The 26802-nt window shown below is 71.9% G+C and carries 26 protein-coding genes, 3 tRNA genes and 1 pseudogene; 9 read left to right on the plus strand and 21 right to left on the minus strand.

Annotation, left to right across the window (positions count from 1 at the left end; genetic code table 11):
• Positions 1–110 precede the first annotated feature (110 nt).
• A complete protein-coding gene (gene wecB, locus E4J16_RS10300; RefSeq protein ID WP_136313944.1) occupies positions 111–1217 on the plus strand; it encodes a non-hydrolyzing UDP-N-acetylglucosamine 2-epimerase in 1107 nt (368 codons plus the stop codon).
• A 90-nt stretch (positions 1218–1307) separates the two neighbouring features.
• Here wecB and E4J16_RS10305 read toward each other — a convergent pair whose 3' ends face one another.
• From E4J16_RS10305 to E4J16_RS10320, 5 genes are all read right to left on the minus strand, one after another.
• Positions 1308–2060 (minus strand): glycosyltransferase, encoded by a 753-nt coding sequence (locus tag E4J16_RS10305; RefSeq protein ID WP_240038112.1) that lies wholly within the window; start codon positions 2058–2060, stop codon positions 1308–1310.
• Positions 2061–2282: 222 nt separating this feature from the next.
• Positions 2283–2462 carry a hypothetical protein gene (locus E4J16_RS15785; RefSeq protein WP_240038113.1) on the minus strand — a complete coding sequence of 60 codons (180 nt, stop codon included), beginning with the start codon at positions 2460–2462 and terminating at the stop codon, positions 2283–2285.
• 94 nt (positions 2463–2556) lie between these two features.
• Positions 2557–3579, minus strand: coding sequence for a Gfo/Idh/MocA family protein (locus tag E4J16_RS10310; protein ID WP_136313945.1), 1023 nt, complete (start codon positions 3577–3579; stop codon positions 2557–2559).
• A gap of 1 nt (position 3580) precedes the next feature.
• Positions 3581–4711, minus strand: coding sequence for a DegT/DnrJ/EryC1/StrS family aminotransferase (locus tag E4J16_RS10315; RefSeq protein ID WP_136313946.1), 1131 nt, complete (start codon positions 4709–4711; stop codon positions 3581–3583).
• Entirely contained in the window at positions 4711–5370 is a 660-nt protein-coding gene (locus tag E4J16_RS10320; RefSeq protein WP_136313947.1) for an acyltransferase, read from the minus strand. Before E4J16_RS10320 ends, E4J16_RS10315 begins: the two co-directional genes overlap by 1 nt.
• 102 nt (positions 5371–5472) lie before the next feature.
• Between E4J16_RS10320 and E4J16_RS10325 the strand changes: the two genes are divergently transcribed.
• The gene (locus tag E4J16_RS10325) at positions 5473–6180 is read left to right on the plus strand and encodes a glycosyltransferase family 2 protein (RefSeq protein WP_136313948.1); all 708 of its coding nucleotides are present in this window, start codon (positions 5473–5475) and stop codon (positions 6178–6180) included.
• A 48-nt stretch (positions 6181–6228) separates the two neighbouring features.
• Entirely contained in the window at positions 6229–6579 is a 351-nt protein-coding gene (locus E4J16_RS10330; RefSeq protein WP_136193387.1) for a DUF2304 domain-containing protein, read from the plus strand.
• Positions 6580–6598: 19 nt separating this feature from the next.
• On the opposite strand, the gene E4J16_RS10335 is transcribed toward E4J16_RS10330, so the two are convergent.
• Positions 6599–7489 carry a glycosyltransferase family 2 protein gene (locus E4J16_RS10335; protein WP_240038114.1) on the minus strand — a complete coding sequence of 297 codons (891 nt, stop codon included), beginning with the start codon at positions 7487–7489 and terminating at the stop codon, positions 6599–6601.
• Positions 7490–7693: 204 nt separating this feature from the next.
• Between E4J16_RS10335 and E4J16_RS10340 the strand changes: the two genes are divergently transcribed.
• Together E4J16_RS10340 and E4J16_RS10345 are read left to right on the plus strand one after the other, a co-directional pair.
• Positions 7694–8923, plus strand: a complete 1230-nt coding sequence (locus tag E4J16_RS10340; RefSeq protein ID WP_136313949.1) for an LCP family protein — start codon at positions 7694–7696, stop codon at positions 8921–8923.
• Between the two features lie 627 nt (positions 8924–9550).
• Positions 9551–10468, plus strand: coding sequence for an LCP family protein (locus E4J16_RS10345; protein ID WP_136193475.1), 918 nt, complete (start codon positions 9551–9553; stop codon positions 10466–10468).
• Positions 10469–10555: 87 nt separating this feature from the next.
• Here the strand turns inward: E4J16_RS10345 and galE are convergent, their stop codons facing one another.
• From galE to E4J16_RS10360, 3 genes and pseudogenes are all read right to left on the minus strand, one after another.
• On the minus strand, positions 10556–11557 hold the full coding sequence (galE, locus tag E4J16_RS10350; RefSeq protein ID WP_136193385.1) for a UDP-glucose 4-epimerase GalE: 1002 nt from the start codon (positions 11555–11557) through the stop codon (positions 10556–10558).
• A gap of 154 nt (positions 11558–11711) precedes the next feature.
• A pseudogene (gene purE, locus E4J16_RS10355) lies at positions 11712–12230 on the minus strand (5-(carboxyamino)imidazole ribonucleotide mutase); the annotation flags it as partial.
• Between the two features lie 108 nt (positions 12231–12338).
• A complete protein-coding gene (locus E4J16_RS10360; RefSeq protein ID WP_136313950.1) occupies positions 12339–13592 on the minus strand; it encodes a 5-(carboxyamino)imidazole ribonucleotide synthase in 1254 nt (417 codons plus the stop codon).
• A gap of 123 nt (positions 13593–13715) precedes the next feature.
• On the opposite strand from E4J16_RS10360, the gene E4J16_RS10365 reads away from it, so the two are divergent.
• The 3 genes from E4J16_RS10365 to E4J16_RS10375 all read left to right on the plus strand — a co-directional run bounded on the left by E4J16_RS10365 (position 13716) and on the right by E4J16_RS10375 (position 16392).
• Positions 13716–14927 (plus strand): hypothetical protein, encoded by a 1212-nt coding sequence (locus tag E4J16_RS10365; RefSeq protein ID WP_420809310.1) that lies wholly within the window; start codon positions 13716–13718, stop codon positions 14925–14927.
• A 172-nt stretch (positions 14928–15099) separates the two neighbouring features.
• Positions 15100–15546: a GtrA family protein gene (locus tag E4J16_RS10370; protein WP_240038460.1), complete on the plus strand. Its 447-nt coding sequence runs from the start codon at positions 15100–15102 to the stop codon at positions 15544–15546.
• A 156-nt stretch (positions 15547–15702) separates the two neighbouring features.
• Positions 15703–16392: a VTT domain-containing protein gene (locus E4J16_RS10375; protein WP_136193381.1), complete on the plus strand. Its 690-nt coding sequence runs from the start codon at positions 15703–15705 to the stop codon at positions 16390–16392.
• Positions 16393–16428: 36 nt separating this feature from the next.
• Here the strand turns inward: E4J16_RS10375 and E4J16_RS10380 are convergent, their stop codons facing one another.
• The 4 genes from E4J16_RS10380 to E4J16_RS10395 form a co-directional block, all read right to left on the minus strand.
• Positions 16429–17508, minus strand: a complete 1080-nt coding sequence (locus E4J16_RS10380) for a sensor histidine kinase (RefSeq protein WP_136193380.1) — start codon at positions 17506–17508, stop codon at positions 16429–16431.
• Positions 17509–17544: 36 nt separating this feature from the next.
• Positions 17545–18213 carry a response regulator transcription factor gene (locus tag E4J16_RS10385; protein ID WP_136193379.1) on the minus strand — a complete coding sequence of 223 codons (669 nt, stop codon included), beginning with the start codon at positions 18211–18213 and terminating at the stop codon, positions 17545–17547.
• Positions 18214–18276: 63 nt separating this feature from the next.
• A complete protein-coding gene (locus tag E4J16_RS10390; RefSeq protein ID WP_396027312.1) occupies positions 18277–19395 on the minus strand; it encodes an adenylate/guanylate cyclase domain-containing protein in 1119 nt (372 codons plus the stop codon).
• A gap of 33 nt (positions 19396–19428) precedes the next feature.
• Complete coding sequence (locus E4J16_RS10395; protein ID WP_136313951.1) at positions 19429–20388, minus strand: biotin--[acetyl-CoA-carboxylase] ligase; 960 nt, start codon at positions 20386–20388, stop codon at positions 19429–19431.
• A 116-nt stretch (positions 20389–20504) separates the two neighbouring features.
• Here E4J16_RS10395 and E4J16_RS10400 point away from each other — a divergent pair, with 116 nt between their 5' ends.
• Positions 20505–21182, plus strand: coding sequence for a Maf family protein (locus tag E4J16_RS10400; RefSeq protein WP_136193376.1), 678 nt, complete (start codon positions 20505–20507; stop codon positions 21180–21182).
• Here the strand turns inward: E4J16_RS10400 and E4J16_RS15140 are convergent.
• The 8 genes from E4J16_RS15140 to E4J16_RS10440 form a co-directional block, all read right to left on the minus strand.
• Positions 21105–21899 carry a MaoC/PaaZ C-terminal domain-containing protein gene (locus E4J16_RS15140; protein WP_168708144.1) on the minus strand — a complete coding sequence of 265 codons (795 nt, stop codon included), beginning with the start codon at positions 21897–21899 and terminating at the stop codon, positions 21105–21107. The genes E4J16_RS10400 and E4J16_RS15140 overlap by 78 nt on opposite strands.
• Before the next feature lie 98 nt (positions 21900–21997).
• On the minus strand, positions 21998–22165 hold the full coding sequence (rpmG, locus tag E4J16_RS10410; protein WP_136193375.1) for a 50S ribosomal protein L33: 168 nt from the start codon (positions 22163–22165) through the stop codon (positions 21998–22000).
• Positions 22166–22223: 58 nt separating this feature from the next.
• A tRNA-Met gene (locus E4J16_RS10415) sits at positions 22224–22297 on the minus strand.
• 40 nt (positions 22298–22337) lie between these two features.
• Positions 22338–22410 (minus strand) — tRNA-Thr (locus E4J16_RS10420).
• A gap of 121 nt (positions 22411–22531) precedes the next feature.
• Positions 22532–22616, minus strand: a tRNA-Tyr gene (locus tag E4J16_RS10425).
• Positions 22617–22759: 143 nt separating this feature from the next.
• Complete coding sequence (htpX, locus tag E4J16_RS10430; RefSeq protein WP_136313952.1) at positions 22760–23623, minus strand: zinc metalloprotease HtpX; 864 nt, start codon at positions 23621–23623, stop codon at positions 22760–22762.
• A gap of 55 nt (positions 23624–23678) precedes the next feature.
• Positions 23679–24794 carry an alanine dehydrogenase gene (ald, locus tag E4J16_RS10435; RefSeq protein WP_136193373.1) on the minus strand — a complete coding sequence of 372 codons (1116 nt, stop codon included), beginning with the start codon at positions 24792–24794 and terminating at the stop codon, positions 23679–23681.
• A gap of 58 nt (positions 24795–24852) precedes the next feature.
• Entirely contained in the window at positions 24853–26340 is a 1488-nt protein-coding gene (locus tag E4J16_RS10440) for an FAD-dependent oxidoreductase (RefSeq protein ID WP_136313953.1), read from the minus strand.
• Positions 26341–26802 lie beyond the last annotated feature (462 nt).

The following is a 26802-nucleotide window of genomic DNA, read 5'->3' on the forward strand; positions in this document are numbered from 1 at the left end:
TACAGCGGGGGCTTCGCCGTCGCGTCCTGCCCACAGCTGTGCCGATACGGCGGTGGCGAGACGGTGGCAGTGCCGCGACGACGCGGCCGCAGGCCGGTAGAGTCCGGGGCATGAAGGTGCTGTCCGTGGTCGGGGCCCGCCCCCAGTTCGTCAAGCTTGCCCCCATTGCCCACGCCTGCGCCGCCGTCGGCGTGGAGCACGTGATCGTACACACCGGCCAGCACTACGACCCCATGCTCTCCGACGTCTTCTTCCGTGACCTGGGCATTCCCGCGCCCGACGTGCACCTGGGCGTGGGGTCGGGCTCGCACGGGGTGCAGACCGGGGCCATGCTCGCGGAGATGGACGGGGTCCTGGCCGAGCACGCCCCTGACTGGGTGCTGGTCTACGGGGACACAAACTCCACGCTCGCCGGGGCGCTGGCGGCGGTGAAGCTGCACGTGCCCAGCGCCCACCTGGAGGCGGGGCTGCGCTCCTTCAACCGCGCCATGCCCGAGGAGATCAACCGGGTGCTCACCGACCACGCCGCCGACCTGCTGCTCACCCCCACCGCAATAGGTGCTGCGCACCTGGCCGCCGAGGGCCTGGCGGAGCGCACCGTGGTGGTGGGCGACGTCATGACCGATGTACTGCTGCGGGTGCGCGATCAGGTGGCGGGGGCGCCGTCGCCGGTGATGCGTGAGCTGGGTCTGGCGGATAGGGGCTACTCGCTGGCCACGATCCACCGGGCGGAGAACACCGACGACGCCGACCGGCTGCGCGCGGTGCTGGATGCGCTGGCCCGCGTGGATCATCCGGTGGTGCTGCTGGCGCATCCGCGGCTGGTGGCCAAGTGCGCCGAGCACCGCATCGACCTGGAGGCCGTCGGCGGGGCCCCGGGCTCGCAGCTGCTGGTGCACCCGCCCCTGCCCTACCCGGAGTTGATTGCCTCCGCCCTGCACGCCCGCGGCGTGGTCACGGACTCAGGTGGACTCCAGAAGGAGGCCTTCCTGCTGCGGGTGCCGTGTACGACGGTGCGACCGCAGACCGAGTGGGTTGAGACCGTGGAACTGGGCTGGAATGTGCTGGTCGAGCCCGGTGAGTCACTGGTGGCGGCGGCCTCCCGGCCCAGGCCGGCCGAGCCGGACCCGGGCGCGGCCACCCCCTACGGCGACGGTCACGCCGCCGAGCGGGTGGTGGCCGAGCTGCGCGCCCGCGTCGGCAGCGTCACCTTCTGACCGTCCCGCTCCCGGCCGGGCCGTTCTGACTGGCCCGGCTCGGCCGAGCGCCTGGACCGTCACCCGCCTCTACGAGCACAAAGTCGTGTGTCAGTCCGCCGCCGACGCCCCTGCCAACAACACCTCGGCGGCGTCGCGCAGGGCGGCCTGCATGGAGCGGTGCCGCATGACCCACTCCCGACGGCGCTGCGCCGCCTGGGCCCGCTGCGCGTCGTCCGCCCGGGACGCCTCCAGGGCGGCCAGCATCGCGGCGGCGACCTGCTCGGCGTCGTAGTCGCTCGCCCAGCCCAGGGCGTTGGCGGGCAGGTCCGTGCGCGCCGGCCCGGGTCCGGCGTAGACCACCGGGGTGCCGCAGGCCAGAGCGGCGAAGATCTTGGTGGGGTAGGCGAAGTCGTAGCCAAGCCCCGGGCGAATGGACACCACCGAGGCCACCGCCCCGCGCTGCCAGGTGGCGGCCTGCGCGGCCGGCACCAGGTCGCGGAAGACCACGCGCGCGTCCCCGCCCGCCAGGTCCTTCAGCGCCTGCCAGTCGCTGCCCTGCCCCAGGAACACCAGCCTGGCCTCGGGCTCCTCCCGGTGCACCAGGCGCAGCGCCTCAATGAACACGCCCGCCCCCTGCCACTCCGAGGCGGTGCCGGCGTACAGGAAGTACGGCGCCGACGGTGCGTCGGCGGCACGCGCGCCGTCCGGGGTGAACACGTCGGTGTCGATGCCGTTGGGCACCACGGTGACCGCGCGGGCGCCCAGTTCCCGTACCCGCTCGGCCACGCCGTCGTTGACGGCCAGCACGGTGCGGGCGCCGCGCAGCACCAGCCCCTCCACGCCCCGCAGGGCGCCGACCACCCAGCCGGGGGCACCGGTGGAGGCGGCCGCATCGGACCAGACGTCGGCGCGTAGTAGGCGTAGGGGGCGCCGCGCAGGGCGGCGGCCACGCCCACCACCGCCCCGGTGGTGGGCGGCGGCTCGGCGACGATCAGGTCCGGCGCCGGCCCGGCCAGCAGCCGTGCCGCGAGCGGGATGTCGAAGCTGAGGTACTGGGCGTATCCGCGGATGTAGCCGCCCTCGTCACGCAGCGCCGGGGCGGAGCTGACGGTGACCCCGGGGTCGGCGCGCAGCCATGCCCGGCGGGGTGGAGGTCAGCACCCGTACCTGCGCGCCGGCGTCGGCCAGGGCGCGGGCCAGTCCGCGCAGCCGCAGCGCGGCGGCCGCAGGCTCGGGGGCGTACAGGCGGGTCGCCAGCACCACCCGGGGCTCTCCCCGCGCGGACGGGCGCGCAGGGCGGCGGCCGCAAGCACCGCCGCCCCCGCTCCCGCCGCGGCCAGGGCGAGCAGACGGCGGTTCACAGCTGCACGGTGCGGCCCTCGGCAGCGGAGGTGAGCACCGCCTCGACCACGCGCAGCGTGTTGACGCCCTCGGCCATGGTGACGTGCTCACCGCCCACGCCGCGCACGGCGTCACGGAAGCGCTCCTGCTCCAGGGCCAGCGGCTCACGCTTGGGGATGGCGTAGCGGATGACGTCGCCCTCGGTGACACCGCGGAAGTTGGCGACCTGGTCCCAGTCGGAGGCGACGGTGCCGTTGGCGTAGAAGGTCAGGTCCCCGGTGAGCGTGTCAGCGACGAATGCGCCCTTCTCCCCGGTGACGATGGTGACGCGCTCCTTGAAGGGGGTCAGCCAGTTGACCACGTGGGAGACGATCACACCGCTGGCCAGCCGCCCGGAGGCAACCACCATGTCCTCGTTGTCCCGTCCGGAGCGGTGCGCCACCTGGGCGCTGATGGACACGTACGGGGAGCCCGCCACCCAGGCGGTCAGGTCGACGTCGTGGGTGGCCAGGTCCTTGACCACGCCGACGTCGCTGATGCGCGCCGGGAAGGGCCCCTGGCGGCGGGTGAGGACCTGGTAGACCTGGCCCAGCTCACCGGCGTCGAGCCGCTCCCGCAGCGCCCGCAGGGCCGGGTTGCAGCGCTCCACATAGCCGACGGCGCCCACCAGGCCGCGGGACGCGAAGGCGTCGCGCACCCGCTCGCCGGCCTCGACGGAGTGGGCGATGGGCTTCTCCACCATGGTCGGCACGCCCGCCTCCGCCAGCGCCAGGGCCACCTCCTCGTGGAAGACGGTGGGCACTGCGACCAGGGCGGCGTCCAGGCCGGCGTCGATGAGGGCGTGCACGTCCGGCAGCACCGGCAGGTCCCCGGCGACGCCGAAGCGGTCGCCACCCGGGTCGGCCACGGCCACCAGCTCCTCGCCCTCGGTGGCGCGGATGACGCGGGCGTGGTGGCGGCCCATTGAGCCCAGGCCGATCAGGCCGACCCGCAGCGGGCCGCCGGCGTCAGTCTTGATCGTCTCAGTCGTCTCAGACATCTCAGGCACCCGCCTTCACGACTGCGGTGACGGCCTGGACGATGCGGTCCAGGTCAGCCTGCGTCAGGGAGGGGTGCACGGGCAGGGACAGGCACTCGCGCGCCACCAGCTCGGTGGCGGGCAGCTCCAGCCCGGGCGCATAGGGGGCCAGGGAGTCCAGGCGGTGGTTCGGGATGGGGTAGTACACGCCCGAGCCGACCTGCCACTCCTCGCGCAGCGCGCTCTGGGCGGCGTCGCGCTCGGCGGCGGTGGCGCCCTCCAGGCGGATCGTGTACTGGTGGTACACGTGCCGGTAGCCGTCCGGGACAGCGGGGGTGATCACGCCGGGGACGTCGCCGAGCCCGGCGTCCAGTGCCGCGGCGTTGGCGCGGCGCGCCTCGGTCCAGCCGTCCAGTTTCTTCAGCTGCACCCGGCCCACGGCGGCGGCCACATCCGTCATGCGGTTGTTCAGGCCCACAAGCTCGTTGGCGTACTGCTTCTCCATGCCCTGGTTGCGCAGCAGCCGCACACGGCGGGCGAGCTCGGCATCGGGGGTGGTGACCATGCCGCCCTCCAGGGTGGTCATGTTCTTGGTGGGGTAGAAGGAGAAGGAGCCCCACGCCCCGAAGGTGCCCACGGGCTTGCCGTTGATCGCGGCGCCGTGCGCCTGCGCACAGTCCTCGAAGACCGCCAGGTCGTGGCGGGCGGCGATACCCATGATCGCGTCCATGTCCGCGGCCAGGCCGTACAGGTGCACCACCTCGATGGCGACCGTGTTCTCAGTGATGGCGGCCTCCACCGAGGCCGGGTCCAGGGTGAAGGTGACCGGGTCGATGTCGGCGAAGACGGGCTTGGCGCCGGTGATGGCGACGGAGTTGCCGGTGGCGGCGAAGGTGAAGGAGGGGACGATGACCTCCGGCACGCCGCCCTCGGACTTCAGGTCGCAGGCCAGCGTGGCCAGGTGCTGGGCGGAGGTGCCGGAGTTGACGGCGACGGCGTGGGCGCCGGCCACCACCCGGGTGGAGAACTCCTCCTCGAAGGCGGCGACCTGCGGGCCCTGGACGACCATGCCGGAGGCCATGACGGCGTCGACGGCGGCACGCTCCTCGTCTCCGATGATCGGCTTGGCGGCGGGAATGAACTCGCGTGACATCAGTGGGTGACCTCCCGGATCGTGTTTTCGTGACTGTTGCTTGCGATGGTCTCTTCGTACAGCGCGCCGGTGGCGGGGCAGCGCCACATGCGGGTGCCCGCGCCGGACCCGGGGGCCTCGCCGTCGCCCTCCACGGGGACCAGCGGCTCCCCGGCGCGCCCCACCCAGCCGATGCGGCGGGCGGGGACCCCGGCGACCAGCGCATGCGCGGGCACGTCCTTGGTGACGACGGCGCCGGCGGCCACGGTGGCCCACGCCCCGATCTGCACGGGCGCGACACAGACGGCGCGGGCCCCGATGGAGGCGCCGTCCTGCACGGTTACGCCCACCGGCTCCCAGTCGGAGGCGGACTTGAGGGACCCGTCGGGGTTGACGGCGCGTGGGAAGTGGTCATTGGTGAAGGTGACGGCCGGGCCCACGAATACGCCGTCGCCCAGCCGGGCCGGCTCGTAGATCAGCGCGTAGTTCTGCACCTTGCAGTTGCGGCCCATGCGCACGCCCTCGCCGATGTACGCGCCCCGGCCCACGATGCAGCCCGGGCCGAGCTCGGCGTGCTCGCGCACCTGGGCCAGGTGCCAGATGGATGATCCGTCCCCGATACTCGCCTCGGGAGAGACATCGGCGGACGGGGCTATCCGGGCGGGGCTGGCCGGGCTCATGGCGGCTCCTGACTGGGCGGGCGTTCGAAGTGCTGCCGGATACCGCCCCTGCGGACGGCCCTGCGTCGCCATCCTAAGCCAAGCTTGTGCGAGAATGCGGCGGTGACATCCACTGAGGGCTCCCAGACGCGATTCACCACGCCGGTAACCGACGCCTGGCTCGTTGTGCCCCTGTACAACGAGGCCCAGGTGGTACGTGACGTCATTGCGGCGGCGCGCCGGGTCTTTCCGCTGGTCGTGGCCGTCGACGACGGCTCGGCGGACGACTCGGCGGCACAGGCGCAGGCCGCCGGCGCCGTCGTGGTCCGCCACCCCCTGAACCTGGGGCAGGGCGCCGCCCTGCAGACCGGCATCACCTACGTCCTGGAGCGCACCGACGCCCGCTACGTGGTCACCTTCGACGCCGACGGCCAGCACTCGGTGGCCGACGCCGCCGCCATGGTGGGCGCAGCGGAGCAGGAGGACCTGGCCTTCGTGCTGGGATCACGCTTCCTGGACGGGGCCTCCCCCGTCGGCTGGCTAAAGCGCCTGGTGCTCAAGACCGCGGCGGTAGCGGCCTCACGTACCACCGGCATGCACCTGACCGACGCGCACAACGGGCTGCGGGTGATTCGCCGCGACGCCGCCACCAGGCTCGACCTGCGGCAGAACCGGATGGCCCATGCCTCCGAGATCGTCCGGCAGCTCGGCGCCACCGGACTGCCGTGGCGCGAGTTCCCCGTGCACATCGAGTACACCGACTACTCCAGGGCCAAGGGCCAGTCGCTGTGGAACTCCATCAACATCCTGGTCGACCTGCTGTTCTCGTGACCGCCGTCCTGCCCCGCACTGCCCGTTGAACCCGCAATACTTGTTGCCATGAGCTCGCAGATCGTCATCCAGGTGTTCCTGATCGCCGCGGTAGGTGCCGTGGGGTGGATGATGCTGCGCTCCCCGGGCGGCGCCCGCCACCAGGCCGGCCGCCGCCTGCTGACGCTGGCCTTCGTCGTCTTCGCGATCGCCGCGATCCTGGCCCCGTCCCTGCTCACTCGCCTGGCGCACCTGGTGGGGGTCGGCCGCGGCGCCGACCTGCTGCTGTACGCGCTGGTGGTGGCGTTCCTGTTCCAGATCCTGTCGTCCTTCCGGCGCAACGCCGCCCGCGAGCGGCAGATCACCCGGCTGGCTCGGCGCGTGGCCCTCAACGACGCCCCGCCGCCGCCGACGCTCTGAGACGGGCCGGGCGCCGGCCTCAGCCGCGCCTGGCCGCACGCACCGCGATCTCCTCGCGGGCCCGCAGCCCCGCCGACACCGCCCAGCGCACGGGTGCCTGCCACACGGCGGGGTGGCTCGCGCTCACGTAGCGGCGCGCGGAGGCGTGGTGGGCACGGATCATGCGCTCGGGCCGGCTCTTCCAGCTGGCCCCCTGCGCGTGTACGACGACCGCGCCCGGAACCTGCAGGTTGAGCCAGCCGGCTCGTCCCACGCGCGCGCCGAGGTCGACGTCCTCGAAGAACATGAAGTACTCCTCGTCGAATCCGCCCAGGCGCTTCCAGGCGGCCGCGGGCAGCAGCAGGCAGGCGCCGGAGAGCCAGCCGACGGCGTGCGTGGTGTCCTCATTGGTGCCGTGGTAGGCGGCTGAGAAGGGGTTGCCGGGCCATACACGCCCGAGGACCGCGTGCCCCGCACCGCCGATCAGCGTCGGCAGGGCCCGCCCGGACGGGTAGACGCTCCCGTCCGGGTTGAGCAGGCGCGGCCCGAGGCAGCCGGCCCGGGGCTCGGCCCGCCCCGCCTCAATCAGTGCGTCCAGGCTTCCCGGGCGCCAGACGATGTCCGGGTTGGCGACCACGATCCAGTCCTCGGTCAGGTCCCGGGCAGCCAGGTTGGCCCCGCCCCCGTACCCGCGGTTGGTGCCGTCGCCGACGACGCGCGCCCCGTATCGCTGTGCGGCCCGGTTCACGCGCTCATGGTCACTGCCGTTGTCCGCTATGACCACAGTTGGGTTACGAGTTGTGGCGGCGCTCAGGGAGTCGAGGAAGCGCTCCAGCTCCTCGCCGGGGTTGTAGGCGACCGTGACGACGCGAACTGTTCCCGGCGGCGTCTCGGCCACGGCGCGGGGCGGAGTGGGTGGTGCGTCAATCACGCGTGGGAGACTACACGCGCCGGGCGCCCGCGTGTACAGGGCAGCGGGGCGCGGCATCCCGTAGGGTGGGAAGATGACAAGCATCTGAGATTCCTCCTTGCGAGGGACGAAGGATCGCAGCTGCTCACAGACGGGTTCCTTATGATCATGGCCGTGTCATCCCACGACAAAGCCAAAGCTCAAGCGCGACACTCCGCCAAGGACATGACTCGGCGCGCCGCGCGCAAGCTCGTGCTGGCCGGATTCGCCGTCGTGCTGTTCATCGTCTCCGGCGTCGGCTTCGCCTGGTATGACCTCCAGTCCCAGGTGAACAGGCTCGACATCGACGACTTCCTCGGCAAGGACCGCGCCCGCCAGGTGGTGGACAGCTATGAGGGCCGGCCGGTCAACATCCTGATCCTGGGCACCGACTCCCGCGCGGGCGCCAACAACGTGGACGGCTCCGAGGGCAGCGAAGAGGTGGCGGTCGCGCGCTCGGACACCACCATGATCCTGCACCTCCCGGCGGACCGGTCCCGTATCGAGATCGTCTCCATCCCGCGCGATCTGCTGGTGGAAATACCCTCCTGCAAGACCGCCGACGGCGGCACCACCGAGGCCATGTCCTACACGCCGTTCAACACGGCCTTCGCCAACGGGGCCGGCGCCAGCGCCGATGATGACGCCGTCGCCGCCGGCGTGGCCTGCACCATCGCCACGGTCGAGGACCTCACCGGGCTCTACATCGACGAGTACCTGGTGGTGGACTTCAACGGCCTGATCACCACGGTGGATGCGCTCGGAGGCGTCACCCTCTACGTGGACGAGGACATCAACGACACCGAGTTCACCGGGCTGGTGCTCAGCCAGGGCTGCCGTCACCTGGACGGCACGACCGCACTGCAGTATGCACGCGTGCGCCACGGCGTCGGCGACGGCTCCGACCGCCAGCGCATGCCCCGCCAGCAGAACCTGGTGTCGGCAATGCTGCGAACCGCCAAGTCCAAGAACTACTTGACCGACGCCGACGCCCTGTACAGCTTCGCCCGCGCCGCCCTGGGCTCGCTGACCACTTCCCCGGGCATCAGCTCCCTGAGCACTCTGGCCGGGCTGGCCATGTCGGTCGGCAACGTCGGCAGCGACCAGACGGTCCTGATGACCATGCCGAACGAGGAGGCGCCCTGGGATCTCAACCGCGCACTGCCCACAGACGAGTCCGACGCCGTGTGGGCGGCGATCAAGGCCGACACCCCGATTTCGGAGGCCTTGGAGCAGACCGCCGCTCAGGACACCGCCGACGCCTCGTCGCAGGCGGACGCCACCGAGCAGACGCAGGATGCGCAAGCGCCCGAGCCCGATTCCGGGGATGAGCAGACCGACGCCGCCTCGGACAGCCACACTCGCACTCCCACCACCGATGCGACCACGGAGGACCCCGCCGCCCAGTGCTTCTGAGACAGCCAGACGACGCGCACACCGAGCCGCAGGGACAGGAGGCCAGCCAGCAGTGAGCAGCAACGACGATCTTCCCCCGTCATTCGACCCCGGTACCGGTGGGTCGCGACGGCGGGCCGGAGCCGCCGGTTCCTCCTCCCGGCGGGCGGGTCGCTCGGGCCGCCCGTCCGCGCCGCCGCCTCGCAGCCGGGCAGGAGCGCCGCCGACGGCGCCGGCGCACGCAGCGGTGCCGCGCCGCGCCGACCGCGCGCACAGCAGCGGCCGGCCGCGCCGTCCTCAGGCGGCGATTCCGGGACCGCTGCCGCTGCGGGACGTAGCGCTGCGGGAGGTGCAGTCCGCCCGGATGCGGTTCCCGGACCCCCGGGGCGCACGCATTCAAGGAGCCGGGCACGCACCGGTTCCTCGGCGGTGCCGCTGTCCTCCGCATCGTCCCGCCCGGTGCGGGGCGGCGAGGGCACCCGCGTCATGCCGGCCGGGGCCGCGCCCTCCGCCCGCAGCCACAACGTCGCCAGGCCACGCACCACGGTGCACTCGTCGAGGTACAGGCCATCGCCGTCGCTGACCCAGCACACGCAGCCGGCTCCGCCCTCGCCCCCCAGGCGCAAGCGGCGCCGCCCGCTGCGGTGGGTGGCCATCGCGCTGGCCGTCCTGCTGGGGCTCGTGGGCGCTCGCGTCGCCTGGCTCGCCCATAACGTCGACTCCAAGCTGCAGCGCGTGGAGGCCCTCACCGGCGCGGAGAACACCCCCGGTGAGACGTGGCTGATCGTCGGCTCCGACTCCCGGGCCGACGGCGCCGTCGTGGACAACACCGAGGGCGCGCGCTCCGACTCGATCATGCTGCTGCACCAGGCCGGCGGGCAGAGCTCCCTGACCTCCCTGCCCCGCGACACCTACGTGGAGATCCCCGGGTACGGCGGCAACAAGATCAATGCCGCCTACTCCTACGGCGGCCCGTCCCTGCTGGTGTCCACCGTGGAGCAGCTGACCGGGCTGACCGTCGACCATTACGTGGAGGTCGGCATGGGCGGGGTGTCCTCCCTGGTGGACGCCGTCGGTGGCATCAGCGTCTGCATGGGCTACGACGTCGACGATGCCGATTCCGGGCTGGTGTGGGACAGCTCCCAGGGCGAGTGCCAGGAGGTCGACGGCGCCAAGGCGCTGGCCTACTCGCGCATGCGCAAATCCGACCCCGACGGCGACATCGGCCGCGCCCTGCGGCAGCGGGCAGTCATCTCCGCAGTCGTGTCCAAGGCGGTCTCGCCCTCCACCCTGACGAGCTTCTCCCAGCAGGACAGGCTGGTGGACGCGGGCACGCAGGCACTCACCGTGGATGAGGACGCCTCGATGATCGACCTGGGCAGGATGCTGCTCGCCTTCCGCTCCGCGTCGAACGCCGGCCTGACCGGAGCCCCGCCTATCGCCACCGTGGACTACGAGCCGGGCGGCATCGGTGCCGCCGTCCTGCTGGAGGAGACCACCGCGCCGGACTTCTTCGCCAAGCTGCGCGAGGGCAGGCTGACAACCGCGGACTTCAACCAGTCCTGAGCACCCCGCTCGCCCGGCACGCAACAAGCGCCCCGCGCGCCCCCGATTGGGGGGCTGCGCGGGGCGCGTGCCAGGTGGCAATGGGCCTCAGCCGAAGTGGGGACGATCCGGATCGGCCTGCCAGGCGGAGAAGGACGAGGAGACGATGTCGTCCAAGTCGTGCTCCGCCACCCAGCCGAGCACCTCGCGGATCCGGGTGGCATCACCGATCAGCTGCGGCGGGTCGCCGGCGCGACGGTCCAGCTCCTCCGGCTGCACCTCGTTGCCGGTAGCGGCGGCCACGGCGTCGATCACCTTGGACACGACCTCACGCACCGAGGAGCCCTTGCCGGTGCCGACGTTGAAGACGTGCTCGCGCATCTCCTCCTGCCCGTCCAGGTGATCCAGTGCCGCAATGTGCGCGCCGGCGAGGTCACGCACGTGAATGTAGTCGCGGATGCAGGTGCCGTCCGGAGTCGGGTAGTCGGTTCCGAAGATCTTCGGGGACTCGCCGCGGGCCAGGCGGTCCAGCACCATGGGGATCAGATTGAGCGTGGCCATGTCACCCAGGTCGTCCCAGCCGGCGCCGGCGACGTTGAAGTAGCGCAGGCCCGCCCAGCGCAGGCCCCACGCGCGCTCACAATCCGCCATCATCCACTCGCCGATGAGCTTGGTCTCCCCGTAGGGGTTGATGGGGCGGCAGTCGATGTCCTCGGGCACGACCTCCACCGGCGGCATGCCGTAGACCGCCGCTGAGGAGGAGAAGATCATCTGCTCCACGCGCGCCTGCTCCATGGCCAGCAGCATGTTGGCCAGCCCGCCCACGTTCTGCTGGTAGTACCAGGCCGGCCGGGCCACGGACTCGCCCACCTGCTTACGGGCGGCGAAGTGGATGACCGCCTTGACGTTCCTACGATCCATCAGGTCCGCCAGGACCTCGGTGGCGTTGCCGGCGGCGACGTCGAGCTCAACCAGCTCCGCGTCCCCGACCCGCCCCGGTGTTCCGTAGGACAGGTCATCCACGACGACGACCTCATCCCCACGCTCTTGCAAAAGACGCACAACATGGGCGCCGATGTATCCGGCGCCACCTGCAACCAGGATGCTCATGGGGGGCGATCGTACCGGCGAGACCGCCACCCCGTATACGCCAAAAGTCCAAGCAGTGCACGCAGGCCCGGACGGCGCAGGCACGCCGGACGGGCCCCGCCTCACGCGTGCGGCCCGACGCGCACGGACCGGCCGGCCTCAGCCGCGGGGCGGCGACCTCCCGGCGCAGGGCCTCACCCTTGGCGTGAGCGGTATCGGCGAGCTCCGCCTGGAACCCGCGCATGGCTCCGCGCAGCCGCTCGGCCTCGGGCCCCTCCCCCGCCCCCAGGATGCGTGCGGCCAGCAGGCCCGCATTGCGGGCGCCCCCGATGGAGACGGTGGCCACCGGCACGCCGGCGGGCATCTGCACGATCGACAGCAGCGAGTCCATGCCATCCAAGTACTTCAGCGGCACCGGCACACCGATCACGGGCAGCTCGGTGACGGCGGCGAGCATGCCCGGCAGGTGGGCGGCGCCGCCGGCCCCGGCAATGATGACCCGCAGCCCGCGGTCGGCGGCCTCGCGTCCGTAGGCGAGCATCTCGTCGGGCATGCGGTGCGCGGAGACGACGTCGGCCTCATAGGGCACGCCAAGAGCGTCAAGGGCGTCGGCGGCCGCGCGCATGGTCGGCCAGTCGGAGTCCGATCCCATCACGATGCCGACGACTGGTTGCTGGTCCTGCTGCTTGCTCATGAGGCTGCTCCTACGCTGAAAACGCCACTTGGTCCGCTGCCCGGGCCGCCCTCGGGGCGCGACTCGGACGCGTCAAGCCTATGCCGTCCGGGCCGGGCGGGAGCCGACTCAGGCCTCTCCCCGCAGAACCGCGACGACGGCGCGAGCGCGCTCGCGGACGGCGGCGACGCCCGCCGCGTCCGTTGACGTGGTGGTCAGGTTGACGTGCCCCAGCTTGCGGCCGGGACGCCACTGCTTGCCGTACAGGTGGATGCTCGCCTCCGGGTCGAGCGCCATGGCGCGCGCGAGGGCGTCGGCGGGCGCCGCCTGCTCCCCGCCCAGGTAGTTGACCATGACGGTGGTGGGTGCGGTCGGCGCAGTCGCCCCCAGAGGCAGATCGAGGACGGCACGCACGTGCTGGGCGAACTGGCTGGTGACCGCCCCGTCCTGGGTCCAGTGCCCGGAGTTGTGGGGGCGCATGGCCAACTCGTTGACGTACAGGCGGGTGCCACCCGGACCTTCGACGGCGAACAGCTCCACCGCCAGCACCCCGGTGACGTCGGCGCGCTCGGCGATGGTGCGTCCGATCTGCTCGGCCTGGCGGGCGGCCGCAGCATCCAGCCCCGGCGCCGGGGCGACGGCCTCAACGCAGATGCCCCCCGCCTGCACCGACTCGATCACGGGCCACACCGCCACCTGGCCGGAGGGCCGGCGCGCCAGTAGCACGGCGAGCTCACGGGTGAAGGGAACCGCCTCCTCCACCAGCAGGCTCGTAACCGCGCCGCCGCCCAGGCTGCCGCCGCCACCCGCGCCGACGCCGGCACGCCCGGCGCGGGCCTGCGCCGTCGAGTCCAGCCAGGCCGCCGCCGCACCGCCGTCCAGGTCGGCAGCCGTGTCCAGCATGAGTACCCCGTGACCGTCGTAGCCCCCGCGGGGCGTCTTGAGCACCACGGGCCAACCGTGCGCCTGGGCGAAGGCAACCACCTGCGCGCGCATCTGCTGCGCATCGCCCGCGACCTCCATCCAGGCCGGCTGGGGCAGCCCGGCGTCGTCGACGGCCCGACGCATGGCGAGCTTGTCGCGGGCCAGCAGCAACGCCCCGGGGGCGGGGCGCACCGCGACGCCCTCGGCCTGCAACTGGGACAGCAGCGCCGAGTCCTGGTGCTCGTGCTCAAAGGTGAGCGCATCCGCCCCCGCCGCCAGGGCGCGCACGGCGTCGGCGTCGTCGGCCCGCCCCACCGGCGCGTCGACCGTCACCTGCCCGGCCGAGCCGTCGGCCGCCTCTACCAGGGTGCGCAGGTGAATCCCCAGGGCGGAGGCCTCCTCCTGCATCATGCGGGCCAATTGCCCGCCTCCGATGACGGCAAGAACTGGTGTGCTCACGGCGCCAGCGTAGCGGTCACCCCAGCGGCGGCCACGGGAGGTCCGGCTGCCGGGCCGCGCACCTCAGGCATCCGCCCCGGGGAGGTCCGGGTACCGGGGGCGGCGCGGCCGTACGCTGGCGCCGTGTCCGCAGCCTTCTCCCCCGCCGCCTCGTCCGTGCCCGCAGCCTCCCGCGCAGCCGCCGGCGGGCGCCGACGGCAACTCGGCGCAGTGCTGGCGGTCTGGGCCGCCGCAACGGCCCTCTCCCTGCTACTGCTGCGCCTGAGCGCCCAGGACACCGGGGCCACGGTGTGGGCGCCGGCGGCGCCGTCGTGGATGCAGCACGCCTCCTTCTGGGACTCGGGCTGGTATGAGCGCATCGCCCGGGCGGGCTACCCGACGGAGCTGCCGACCGGAGCGGACGGCACGGTGCTGCAGAACCCGTGGGCCTTCATGCCGCTGCTGCCGCTGCTGGCGAGCGCGCTGGCCTGGACGGGCTGGTCGTTCTACGCGTGCGCCACGGTCGTGTCACTGGCGGCGTCGGCGGCGGCGGCGCTGGTCATGGACTGCTGGCTCGAGCCCCGTGTGGGACGGCGGGCCTCCCTGTGGGCGGTGGCGCTGGTGTGGTGCTCGCCGTGCGCCGTGGTGCTGCAGCTCCCCTACGCCGAGTCGCTCGGGCTGCTGGCCGTTGGCGCAGCCCTGCTGCTGGCGCAGCGCGGCCGTTTCCTGGCGGCGACCCCGGCGGTGCTCGCGGCCGCGCTCGCCCGTCCGCTGGGGGTGCCGCTGACGGCGTCCCTGGGGCTGTGGTGGCTGTGGGAGACGGTGCGCGCTCACCGCTCCGCGGCCGCGCAGGCGAGCGGTTTTCGGCTGCGCCTGCTGGGACTGACCGGGGTGGCGGCGGCGGGCACGCTCGCGTGGCCGCTGCTCGCCTGGGTCGTCACCGGCCGCCCGGACGCCTACACCGCCACGGAGACCTCCTGGCGGGGCGGCACGCTGGCGCCCCTGTTGCAATGGTTAACGCGTAGCCAGTGGTGGGTGGGAGACCATCTGGGCTGGGCACTGCTCGCCGGGGTCGTTGCGGTGGGGGGCCTGGTCCTGTCCGCACCCGCGCTGCGGCGCCTGGGCGCGCCTGCGTGGCTCTGGTGCGTGGGCTACTGCCTGTACCTGCTGGTCTTCTTCGACCCGACGACGTCGCTGCTGCGCCTGCTGCTGCCGCTCGCCCCGGCGGGCTGGGCGCTGGCCGCACGGGCGACACCCCGGATGCGCCTGCTGCTGCTGGCCCTCGGCATCATCGGGCAGGTGTTCTGGATCAGCTGGGTGTGGAATGGCTACAGCAACATCACGTGGGTGCCGTAAGATCAGCTCCGTGACGAAAGCGAGACCTGGACTGCTGGCGGTGGAGTCGACGGCATCGGCGCACGCTCCCCGCCATCCCACCGCAGCCGTGACGCAGCCGGACACTTCGGCGCCCAGTGCGGCGGGACATCCCGCCGCCACGACGGCCGACGGCGCCGACGCCCCACGCCCCCTGGGGGCACGCCTACTGGACTGGTTGCGGGAGCTGACCCAGTTCGGGATGGTCGGCGCCCTGGCATACGTAATCGACTCCGGGCTGTTCAACCTGCTCCAGCACGGACCTACGGGCGTGCTGGCGGGCCACCCGAACACCGCCAACATCATCTCCGCGTGCGTGGCCACCTGCTTCTCCTGGGTGGCCAACCGGACCTGGACCTACCGCGGCCGCACGCGCGAGAGCACGGCCCGGGAGGCGCTCCTGTTCGCCTTCGCCAATGTCGGCGGCATTCTGATCACCCAGTTCTGCCTGCTGTTCACCCACCACGTCCTGGGGCTGACGGGGCCGCTGGCGGACAACCTGTCCGCATACGTGGTCGGCTTCGCCCTGGGCACCGCCTTCCGCTTCTTCTTCTACCACTACGTCGTCTTCACCGGCGACGCCGCCGCCGAGTCCAGCTGAGCGCCGGGCCCGCGCGGGCCCGGTGAGCATCCGCCAGCCGCGGCGAGCCTCCGGGCTCACACGCGCGTGCCCGATTCCACAGCCGGGATGCGGCGCTCGTCTCGGCGCACGCCCAGGGTTTGTTCCTACGCTGAGGGGGTGATTGTGCTGCCTACTATGCCCGCCCCTGCTCTCGGTCCTGAATGGCTCGACGCCGCCAACCTCATCACCAAGATCGTCGAATGGTTCGGCCCCTGGGCCATCGTCGGCGTCATGCTGGTCATCTTCGCCGAGACCGGCCTGCTGGTCGGCTTCTTCCTGCCCGGGGACTCCCTGCTGTTCACGCTGGGTATGTTCGTGGCCACCGGCGCCGTCGGCGTGCCCATCTGGGTGGCGGCGCCGCTGGTCTGGGTCGCCGCGATAGTCGGCAACCAGACCGGCTACGCCATCGGCCGCAAGGCCGGGCCGGCGATCTTCAACCGGGAGGACTCGCGCCTGTTCAAGCAGGAGTACGTCGAGCGCACCTCCGCCTTCTTCGCCAAGCACGGCGGCAAGGCGATCACGCTCGCCCAGTTCGTGCCGATCGTGCGCACCTTCACTCCGGTGATGGCGGGCGTGGGCCGGATGCGCTACACCCACTTCTTCGGGTTCAACGTGCTCGGGGCCACCTTCTGGGCATTCGCCATCACCTGGCTCGGTTACTTCCTCGGCTCCATCAAGTGGATCCAGGACAACATCGACGTGATGATCCTGTGCATCGTCTTCGTGTCGGTGCTGCCGATGCTGATTACCGCACTGCGCAACAAGCTGGGCTCTTCCAAGCGCGAGGCCGCCGCCGAGCCCGTCGTGGTGGAGGCGGCCGAGTAAGGTCGCCGATACGCCCGGCGGTTCCACCGGCCCGATTCAGAGTCGGCGGCGCCGCCCCACGCTGACCAACGCACCGCGGGGCAGCACGTTGTTGGGATCCAGCGACTTGGGGACCGCGTTGAGCAGGATTGAGAACACCGCTGGCTTGCGCTGGGACAGCTCGATGCGCCCGCCGTCGGCCTCCACCAGATCCTTGGCCAGGGCCAGGCCAACACCCGTGGAGCCGTGCCCGGACACGCTGCGCTCGAAGACGTTCGGGGCGATGTCCTCGGCCACGCCCTCACCCTCGTCGGCGACGTCGATGAAGACCCCGTGCCCACCGTTGGCGCTGCGCACGGACACGCTCGTGGTTCCGCCCCCGTAGCGCAGCGAGTTCTCGATGACAGTGGCCAGCACCTGGGCGAGTGAGCCCGGCGTTGCCAGTACCGGCATCTCAATCTCGTCGGTGAAGGTGATCTCGCGCCCGGCCTCGTGGAAGGCGGGCTCCCACTCCTCGCGCTGCTGCTCGAACAGGTCTGCCAAGTTGAGCGCCTCGGTGGTGCCGCCCCCGCTGCGCCTGGAGATTCGCAGCAGGTCCTCGACTACCCCGGTGAGCCGGTCTACCTGCTCAATACAGGCACGGGCCTCCTCACGCACATCGTCCTGGTCGGACAGCAGCTCGATCTCCTCCAGCCGCAGGCTCAACGAGGTCAGCGGAGTGCGCAACTGGTGCGAGGCGTCGGAGGCGAACTGGCGCTCGGCGGCGATACGGCCGGCGACCCGCTCGGCGCTGCGCACCAGCTCGGCCTGTACCAGGTCGATCTCCTCGATGCCGCTGGAACGCAGCCGGGGACGCACCTGCCCGGAGCCGAGCTGCTCGGCCTCGGCCGCCAGGTAGATCAGGGGCGCGCTGATGCGGCGCGATCCCCTGGCCGCCACGATGTAGGCGGCCACAAGGGCAACCGCGGCCAGCGCCACGGTGGTCAGCACGACGATGAAGATGACCCGCAGGTGGTCCTCCCTGTCGGAGGAGGCGCTGGAGGCGACGGCGATCCACGCCCCGCCCAGGGGCACCCCCAGAAGGATGACGGCAACGGAGACAGCCGCCATCGTCATCTGCATCGCTCGGCGTCGCATCGCTCCTGCCTTCTTCGACGACCGGATTCAGGCGGGCTAGACCGTCAGCCGGTAGCCCCCGGACTCGGCAGTCAGGCGCGTGGAGGCGTCGGCGTCGTCACCGAGCTTCCGACGCAGCCAGGTGATGTGCATGGTCAGGGTGTGCTCGGTGCCGGTCGGGTCCTCGCCCCACACCTCCTTGAGGATGTCCTCGGTGGACAGCACCTGGCCGGCGCCGCGCACCAGCACGCGCAGCAATTCGAACTCGCGCGTGGTCAGCGTCAGCTCCTCCCGGCCGTTGAAGGCGCGGTGGGCGGCGACGTCGACCCGGATGTTCCCGGCGACCAGCTCATCCTCCGTGGCCTCCCCGGAGGCGCGCCGCACCTGGGCGCGCACACGCGCCAACAGTTCCGCCAGGCGGAACGGCTTGGTGACGTAGTCGTCCGCGCCGGCGTCGAGGCCGACCACCAGGTCGGTGTCCTCGGAGCGGGCGGTGAGCATGAGGATGGGGATGGTCAGTCCCTGGGCGCGCACCTGCCTGGCCACATCAAGGCCGTCGATGTCCGGCAGGCCGAGGTCGAGGACGATGATGTCGGCACCGTCCAGGTCCGCGAGCGCACCCTTCCCGGTGCCGTGGGCGTGGACTTCATAGCCCTCACGGCCGAAGGCGCGGGCGAGAGGCTCGGAGATCGCGGGGTCGTCCTCAACGAGAAGCACAGTCGTCATGCCCTGGATCGTATGCGACCAGGGCGGGAGGCGTCATCCTCCGGGGGCAGGAGGTGTCCAATCTCAGGCCAGGGCGAGCGACCAGGGCGTGACGTTGCCCAGGCCCTTGGCGACCACCTCGTGGCAGGGGTGGACCGTGTACCGGTAGGCGTCTGGCCCGTTGAGGATCTCCATGGCGGTGGCCTCGTCCATGCGGATGCCTCCGGGTTCTGCGGTGTCCACCAGCCGGGAGGCCAGGTTCACGGGGGGACCGAAGACGTCGCCGGAGCGGGACACGACCCGCCCCTGCACCAGGCTGGCGCGCACCCGCATCATCTCCGGCCCGGACTGGAGCTCCTCGACGAGCGCGGTGACGACGTCGGCCGCGGTGGCAAGGTCATCGGCGATGTACATGACGGCGTCGCCGATGGTCTTGACCACACGGGCGCCGCGGGAGGTGACCACGTCGCGGGCGGTCGACTCGAAGTCGTCGAGCATCTCCGACAGCTCCAGGCGGCCCATGGTCTGGGCGCGCTGGGTGAAGGAGACGATGTCCACGAACCCCAGGGAGCGGATCAGCGGGTAGTAGTCGGGGCCGGCGTCCTCGCGGCCGCGGCGGGAGACCTCCGAGTCGGTGCGGTCCAGCAGCGAGGCCAGGTGCCGGCGCCACACGTAGGTCAGCTGGCCGGACAGGGAGTCGATCATCTCGTCGATGTGGTCCAGGGCCACCAGCCGGGCGGCCGTGTCATCCAGGTGGAGGCGCTGGGAGATGTCGGCCACGAGCGTCTCCAGCTGCCAGAGCACCAGGCGATCCATGGTGAAGGACTGGGCGCGCAGCAGTTCCAGGACGCTGCTGGCGGCCAGCCCGCCCCCGGGGGCATCGGCGGAGGGCAGGCCGTCGTCGTTGTCGTCAATGAGGTCGGCGACGTTGCGCAGGGCCACCGCGTCCTGCTCGGTGAAGCGGATCTCGTCGGGGTCGACGTCGGCGAAGCCCATGGCCCGCCAGAAGCGGCGGGCCAGGTCCAGGCCCGTGCCCGCGTGCGCGGCGACCTCTCGCAGGCTGAGTCTGGGGACCCCTTGCAGCAGCCGCTGCTCGTGACCGCTCACAGTGCCCCAGGACTTGCCCGTCGGCGCCCCCGTGGAGGTGGCGCCGGTGGGGTCCCCGGCAGGGGTGCGCGGGTCGGGCGTCTGTTGGGCAGTCACCGCGCAAGAGTAGCGCACATCACAGGCAAGTGATCAATCGCCGAAACAGTCTCCCCGGGCCTTCTCCCCGACGCCGCCCGCTCCCGCCCCGCGCACGTTGCTGACATCTCCTGCGGCGACGACGACGCGCCGTGAGCCGCCGCCCGCGTCCACCCGCAGCACCAGACCCGGCTCGAGGTCGACGGCGGTGCCGGCGATGACGCCGTCGGGGCCGGTTACGCGCACGGCCTGCCCGAGCGTGGCGCAGGTGCCGCGCAACTCGGCCCCCAGAACTCCGTCGCCGCCGTCGGGGTCGCCGCCGGCCGCCTCCCAGGCGGAGACCAGGTCGTCCAGGTGGCGCCCGCAGTCCTCCAGCAGCGGCGCAGCAGCAGCGGCCTCCGCCGAAGCTCCGAGCCCAGTCAGGGATGCGGCCCAGGGCACCGGAAGCCGACCGGGCGGCTGGGTGAGGTTGATGCCGATCCCGACTACCACGGCCGCGGCCCCGCCCCGGTCATCCGGAATGGCGCGGGCCTGCGCTCCGGAGTGGGCGCGCGGGGCGATCAGCTCGGTGAGAATGCCGGCCAGCTTGCGGCTGGCCCCCCAACCCGGCACCGCCGCGGGGCCCGGCGCGGAAGGCACCGGGTGGGCGATGACGTCATTGGGCCATTTGGTGGCGGCCCGCCACCCGGTGCCACACAGGCGCGGAGCGAGGGCGCGGGTCACGGCCAGGCCGGCCAGCAGTGGCAGCCAGGCCAGGCGGTCGGCCGGCACGAGGGGACGCAGCACGATGGAGGCGGTCAGCGCCCCGGAGGGCGGCGTGGTCCAGGTGTGTTCGGCGCGGCCGCGGCCTGCGGTCTGCGTCAGCGCGCGCAGGGCCGACATGTGGGGCCACGCGCCACAGGCTCCCGGATCGAGGAGACCGTCAGGTGCGCTCAGGGCACGCCGCAGGTCCGTGTTGGTGGAGCCGGTGCGCGCAACCACGACGAGTCGGCTGAACGGTGATCTGGCGCTCATGCGGCCAGCCTATGCGACCGCCGAGAGCGGCCGCGGCCGCCTGCCGATGTCCGCCGCCCCGATCAGTGGGGTCCCGCCGGCCGTCGGCGTCGCCGCGGGGCATTAGGCTTGGGCACGTGCTTGTTCTGGCGTCTCAGTCCACTGGTCGGCTGGCTACTTTGCGGGCCGCCGGCGTCGAGCCTCAGGTGCGGGTGTCCGAGGTCGATGAGCCCCGGGTACTGGCAGAACTGGCCGCCTCCTGCCGCGCCGACGGCGCCCCGGCCCCGACACCGGCGCAGCAGGTGCAGGCACTGGCAAGGGCCAAGGCGCTTGACGTGGCCGCCGGCCTGGGCCCGACGGCGTGGCAGGAGGACCCGGACCTGGTCGTCGTGGGCTGCGACTCCATGCTGGAGATCGATGGCGCCGTGGTCGGCAAGCCGGGGACGGCGCAGCGGGCGCGGGAGCGCTGGCTGGCGATGCGCGGGCGCACCGGCACCCTGCACACCGGCCATTGCCTGGTGCACGTGGGTGATACCGCCACCGCCGAGGGCGTGTCATCCACCATTGTTCACTTCGGGTGCCCCAGCGACGCCGAGATCGACGCCTATGTGGCATCCGGTGAGCCCCTGTGGTGTGCGGGAGCCTTCACCATCGACGGCCTCGGTGGGGCCTTCGTAGAGGGCGTCGACGGCGATCCCCACGGCGTGGTGGGGATCTCCCTGCCCCTGCTGCGCCGCCTACTGGCTCGCCTGGGAGTGACCTGGACGGATCTGTGGCACTCCCCCGGGACCGAGGCCGACTGCACGGCGCAGTAGCACGACGCGCCCGTCGGCGGTCAGGGTGCCGTCCGCGTGGATGGTCACCGTCGCCGCCCGGCCCGGCCGTAGCGGCACAGCCCCGCTGAAGCGCAGGTCCACGGCTCCGGCCGCCGGCACGCACGCGAGGCTGAGAGCCCCGAGCAGCAGCCCGTGGGCGACGACGTCGTCCTCCCCCACCGGCATTCCGTGCCGACGTGCCCGGCCGGGGCTGAGGTGGATGGGATTGTGGTCCCCGGTCGCCTCGGCCCAGGCACGCAGGTCGGCGGCGGTCAGGGCGAGCCGCTGCGCCGGAGTCGACGCCGTCTCCCGGATGCCTGCGCCGGGGACGCGCACCGACGCCGTCGCGCGGCGGGCCAGGTCATGGATGACCCGGGCGCCGTCCGGCCAGGCGGGGCCGGCGTCGGTGACGGTGGTGGCGCTGCGGATGAGCTCCCAGCCGCCGCGGGAGCTGCGGCGCAGGGCCTCACCGGCGCCGTGCCGGCCGCCCGCGGCGGCGACTCCCGCCGGGAGGACTAGACAGCGGCGGTGTATGAGCCCCTCCAGGCCGACGGCTCCGGACCCTGCGGCGAGCTCCTGGGCGAGCCGGTCCGCCAATCCGCGCAGCGCCGAAACGGCGGGGAGGAGCGCCTGCGCGGCCCCGGGGGCATCCATATGCCATGCGCCCGGGGCGCGGGTGAGCACGACGGCGAGCACCGCGGCCATGTCCTCGGCCACGGCCGCGGTCGCCGCACTGCCCGCAGGCGCCGGAATACAGCGAGGCCCCGGCGATCGGTGATCGTCGGGGCCCTTGTGCGTGCCGCGCACCGCCATTGTCAGCGGGTCTCGCGGTGCTCCGTGTGCTTGCGGCAACGGCGGCAGTACTTCGACAGAGCCAGCCGGTCCGGCGTGTTCCGGCGGTTCTTCTTGGTGATGTAGTTGCGCTCCTTGCACTCCGAGCATGCCAGAGTGATCTTGGGGCGAACGTCGCTGGACTTGGCCACGCCACTCTCCTCTCACTGATCCTCGAGCAGCCCGTTGGGTGCCATGCTCGAACTTGCGTAGCGGGGGAGGGACTCGAACCCTCGACCTCACGATTATGAGTCGTGCGCTCTAACCAGCTGAGCTACCTCGCCAGATGACACGGCAGGGGCCCGTAGGCCCCCGCAGCATCAGAGCCCCGAAAGGGAATCGAACCCTTGACCTTCTCCTTACCATGGAGACGCTCTGCCGACTGAGCTATCGGGGCAACGAGCGGAACCTTAGGCAGATCGGATTCGCCGATGCAAATCCGCTCACCGTGGCCTCGCTCACCGCGGCCCCGCCCCTGCGGGCGGGCTCTGGATGCGGGCACGAGTGCGCCGCAACCATGGTGGCGGGTGAGGGATTCGAACCCCCGTAGCATACTGCGGCTGATTTACAGTCAGCTCCCATTGGCCGCTCGGGCAACCCGCCGTGCTCCTAGCTCATCGTAGGCCGCTGCCGCGCCCCACGTATTCGCTCGGTGCCGTGGAAGGATAGCAAGCCGACGGCGGCGCGCGCCAATCGCCGCCGTAGGACCCTGCTCACAGCGACGAGGGCGTCGCCTGCAGCGCCGCTCAGTAGCCGGCCATCTGCTCCAGGCGGGCGATGCGCTGCGCCATCGGCGGGTGCGTGGAGAACAGGTTCTTCACCCCGCCGAAGGGGTTGGCGATCATCATGGCGCTGACCGGCTCCAGGCGCGGATCCTGCGGCATGGGCGCGGCGGCCACGCCCGTCTCCAGCTTGCTCAGCGCGGAGGCCAGGGCCAGCGGATCGTTGGTCAGCACCGCGCCGTCATGATCGGCGTCGTACTCGCGGGTGCGGGAGACGGCGAACTGGGTCAGGCCGGCCGCCAGCGGAGCCAGCAGCGCCAGCAGCAGGAGGACGAGCGCGTTGCCGTCACGGCGGTCGCGGCCCCCGCCGAACCACATGATGCCGGTGGCGATCGAGGAGATGACCCCGGCGATGCCTGCCGCGATGGAGCCTGTGAGGATGTCCCGGTTGTACACGTGGGACAGCTCGTGGCCGAGTACGCCGCGCAGCTCCCGTTGATTGAGCAGCTGCAGGATCCCCTGAGTGCAGCACACGGCGGCGTGCTGGGGGTTGCGGCCGGTGGCGAAGGCGTTCGGGCTCATGGTGGGCGCCACGTACAGGCGGGGCATGGGCTGCCCCGCGGCCGTGGACAGCTCGCGCACGACGGCGTACATGACCGGCTGCTGCGCCTCGCTGACCTCTATGGCCCCCATGGAGCGCACCGCAAGCTTGTCGGAGTTCCAGTAGGAGTATGCCGTCTGCACCACCCCGATCGCGGGCATGAGCAGCAGCCACAGCCCCGAGCCGGTTCCGCGCGCCAGCAGCCAGCCGAGCAGGAGCAGCAGCCCCCACAGTCCTCCCATGAGGACCGCCGTCTTGAGGCCGTTGTGGTGGTTCTTGCCTGTCATGGGAGCGAGTGTATGAACACTCGCTGTGACGGGGCTGAGAGCGCGGCGCAGGGACTCAGGCGAGCAGCTCGGCTACGTCGGCGACGTCAAGGTCCAGCGCCTGGCCGACCCCGGCCGTGTACAGGGCCCCGCCGTGGGTGGCCAGGCCGCGGGCGAGTTCCGTCCGTCGTCGGCAGGCCTCACGCCAGCCGTGGTCCGCCAGCGCGACGGCGTAGGGCAGGGTCGCGTTCGTCAGCGCATAGGTGGAGGTGTAGGACACCGCCCCCGGCATATTGCCCACGGCGTAGAAGACCTTGCCGTCCACCTCATAGGTGGGCTCGGAATGGGTGGTGACGTGGGAGTCCTCGAAGCAGCCCCCCTGGTCGATGGCGATGTCCACCAGCACGGATCCGGGACGCATGGCCCTGACCATCTCGCGGGTCACCAGCCTCGGGGTGCGGGCACCGGGAACAAGCACGGCGCCGATCACGAGGTCGGCGCCGGCGACGGCGTCCGCCACGTCCAGCGGGGTGGAGAAGCGGGTGCGGACCGCTCCGCCCGTGAGCTCGTCGATCTGGCGCATGCGGACCGGGTTGATGTCCATGACGGTCACGTCCGCACCCATGCCCGCGGCCACGCGCGCCGCGGCCAGGCCCGCCGTGCCCCCACCGAGGACGACGACGCTGCCGCGGCGCACGCCGGCGGCACCACCCAGCAGCACGCCGGAGCCGCCGTTCGGTGCGAGCAGCGCGTCGGCACCCACCTGCGCCCCGAGGCGCCCGGCGATCTCGGACATGGGGGCGAGCAGCGGCAGGCCGCCGTCGTCGGTGGCGACCGTCTCATAGGCGACCGCCGTGACGCGCCGCTCCAGCAGGGCCTCCGTCAGCGCCCGGTCTGCCGCCAGGTGCAGGTAGGTGAACAGCAGCAGGTCCTCGCGCAGGTAGTCGAACTCGGCGGGGATCGGCTCCTTGACCTTGAGGATCATCTCCGCGTCGCCCCACACGGAGGCGGCTTCAACCGCGATGGTCGCGCCGGCATCGAGGTACTGCTCGTCGGTTATGCCGGCACCCAGGCCGGCCCCGGCCTGCACGGTCACCTCGTGTCCGCGGCCCACGAGTGTGTCCACACCGGCCGGCGTGAGCGCGACCCGGTACTCGTTGTCCTTTACCTCGGTGGGGACGCCAATGCGCATGGGGCTGCCTTTCGACGGTTGAGCTGTGGGCGCCCCAGCCTACCGCCCCACCCGGCGATCAGTCCTGCAACCGGTGCGCGACCCGCTCGGGCACCCGCTCGGGATCCGGCTCGCCGACCAGGTCAGCGGGCGCCTCCGTGCGGCGGGAGATGGCGGTCATGGCGTCGCGGGCGACCACCTTGACGCGTTCGCGGGGCTTGGACTTCCCCCCGGTGACGGTCACCTCACCGAACTCGTCCCCCAGGCGGCGCTCATATGCGTCCAGCAGCTCCCAGCCCTCCCAGGTGGTGTAGGGCACCTCGCGGGATTCGAGCAGGGCGAGCAGGGCGTCGTGGCCGATCTGTGCATCGTCGTCGGTGTTGGCGTGCAGCAGCCCGGCCTGGGCGTCGGCGACCAGGTTGGTGATCGTCTCCTGGGCGTCGGACTTGGTGGATCCGATCAGGCCGACGGGACCCCGCCGGATCCAGCCCGTGGCGTAGATGCCGGTCAGCGGCTCGCCGTCGTCCCCGAGCACCCTGCCGCCGGCGTTGGGGATCACGTGCCGGTCGGCGTCGAAGGGGAGTCCCTCGATCGGGCTGCCCGCGTAGCCGACCGCCCGGTAGACGGCCTGGACCGGCCACTCCTTGAACTCCCCCGTGCCGGATACGGTGCCGTCGCCGTTCAGCCGGGTACGCTCGGTGCGCAGGGCGCGCACGTGCCCGGCGTCGTCGGTCAGGATCGCGGACGGCGCCTGGAACAGGTGAATGTGGATGGTGCGCGAGGCAGTCAGGTCCTCGGGCTCCTGCATCGCGTAGCCCTCCAGGGCCTTGACCACCTGCCGCTGCTGGTTGGATGCGGCCAGGGCCTGGCGAGAGCCCTCGTCGTACTCGAAGTCCTCCTCGTCGACGGTGACGTCGACGTCGGGCTGCTTGCCCAGTTCCCGCAGCTCCAGCGGGGTGAACTTCACCTGGGCGGGGCCGCGGCGCCCGAAGACGTGTACGTCAGTGACCGGGGACTGCGCCAGGATCTGGGCCACATTAGCCGGGATCTCCGTGGTCATCAGGTCCTCCACGTGCTTGGCCAGGACGCGGGAGATGTCCAGGGCGACGTTGCCGACGCCGATCACGGCGACCTCCTTGGCCTCCAGCGGCCAGGTGCGCGGATGGTCGGGGTGACCGTCGTACCAGGAGACGAAGTCGGCGCCGCCGTATGACTCGGGCGCGTCAATCCCGGGGATGTCCAGGGGGGCGTCGGTGTCGGCGCCGGTGGAGAAGATCAGCGCGTCATAGTGCTCGTGCAGCTCGGCGACGCTGATGTCGCGGCCGACCTCCACGTTGCCGATCAGGCGGATGTCACCGCGCTGGAGGATCTTGTAAAGGGCCACGATGATCTGCTTGATGCGCGGGTGGTCCGGGGCGACGCCGTAGCGCACCAGCCCGTATGGGGCGGGAAGGCGCTCGAACAGGTCGATGCTCACGTCCAGGCCCGACTTCGACAGGATGTCCGAGGCGTAGATGCCGGCGGGACCTGCTCCGATGACGGCGACATTGAGGGGGCGTGCGTTCACTGCTCTTCGTTCCTGGTGACTACAAGTGGGATTTCTGGCGACCACGCGTGGGTGGCCCCGGCGCGCACCGGGCGGTGCGCCGCTTAGGTCGGCCCAAGTGTATGCGGGTGTTCGCCGACCGCGGTGTGGCGTGCATCCCGCTCACCCAACCATCCTCTCCCCGCTCCGCTCCCCTCGCCGAGGGCGGCACGGGTAACGCGACGAGATCGGCGGGCGCGTCGCGCCGCAGTCGGCGCCGGGCGATTCCACGGCGGGTCCACAACAACACCACGCGATATAGAATTGATATAATTCTTGCGTTTGGAATGAGGAGCTTCATGAATCGCCGTCATCTTCTCCGCGGCATGCTGGCAGCCGCCGCGCTCCCCCTGGCTAGTGCCTGCCGCCCGCGGACGCCGTCGAGCGACCCCACCGCTCGGACATCCCCAGCCGGAGCAAGCGCAGCGCCCTCCGCAACGTCCG

Source organism: Actinomyces procaprae (genome assembly GCF_004798665.1).
Lineage (GTDB): Bacteria > Actinomycetota > Actinomycetes > Actinomycetales > Actinomycetaceae > Actinomyces > Actinomyces procaprae.

Excerpts from the sequence above, each read along its gene's own strand:
- wecB (WP_136313944.1), top strand. The coding sequence starts at position 111 with ATGAAGGTGCTGTCCGTGGTCGGGGCCCGCCCCCAGTTCGTCAAGCTT.
- E4J16_RS10310 (WP_136313945.1), bottom strand. The coding sequence starts at position 3,579 with ATGTCTGAGACGACTGAGACGATCAAGACTGACGCCGGCGGCCCGCTG.
- E4J16_RS10315 (WP_136313946.1), bottom strand. The coding sequence starts at position 4,711 with ATGTCACGCGAGTTCATTCCCGCCGCCAAGCCGATCATCGGAGACGAG.
- E4J16_RS10320 (WP_136313947.1), bottom strand. The coding sequence starts at position 5,370 with ATGAGCCCGGCCAGCCCCGCCCGGATAGCCCCGTCCGCCGATGTCTCT.
- E4J16_RS10330 (WP_136193387.1), top strand. The coding sequence starts at position 6,229 with ATGAGCTCGCAGATCGTCATCCAGGTGTTCCTGATCGCCGCGGTAGGT.
- E4J16_RS10340 (WP_136313949.1), top strand. The coding sequence starts at position 7,694 with ATGACTCGGCGCGCCGCGCGCAAGCTCGTGCTGGCCGGATTCGCCGTC.
- galE (WP_136193385.1), bottom strand. The coding sequence starts at position 11,557 with ATGAGCATCCTGGTTGCAGGTGGCGCCGGATACATCGGCGCCCATGTT.
- E4J16_RS10375 (WP_136193381.1), top strand. The coding sequence starts at position 15,703 with ATGCCCGCCCCTGCTCTCGGTCCTGAATGGCTCGACGCCGCCAACCTC.
- E4J16_RS10380 (WP_136193380.1), bottom strand. The coding sequence starts at position 17,508 with ATGCGACGCCGAGCGATGCAGATGACGATGGCGGCTGTCTCCGTTGCC.
- E4J16_RS10385 (WP_136193379.1), bottom strand. The coding sequence starts at position 18,213 with ATGACGACTGTGCTTCTCGTTGAGGACGACCCCGCGATCTCCGAGCCT.
- E4J16_RS10395 (WP_136313951.1), bottom strand. The coding sequence starts at position 20,388 with ATGAGCGCCAGATCACCGTTCAGCCGACTCGTCGTGGTTGCGCGCACC.
- htpX (WP_136313952.1), bottom strand. The coding sequence starts at position 23,623 with ATGACAGGCAAGAACCACCACAACGGCCTCAAGACGGCGGTCCTCATG.
- ald (WP_136193373.1), bottom strand. The coding sequence starts at position 24,794 with ATGCGCATTGGCGTCCCCACCGAGGTAAAGGACAACGAGTACCGGGTC.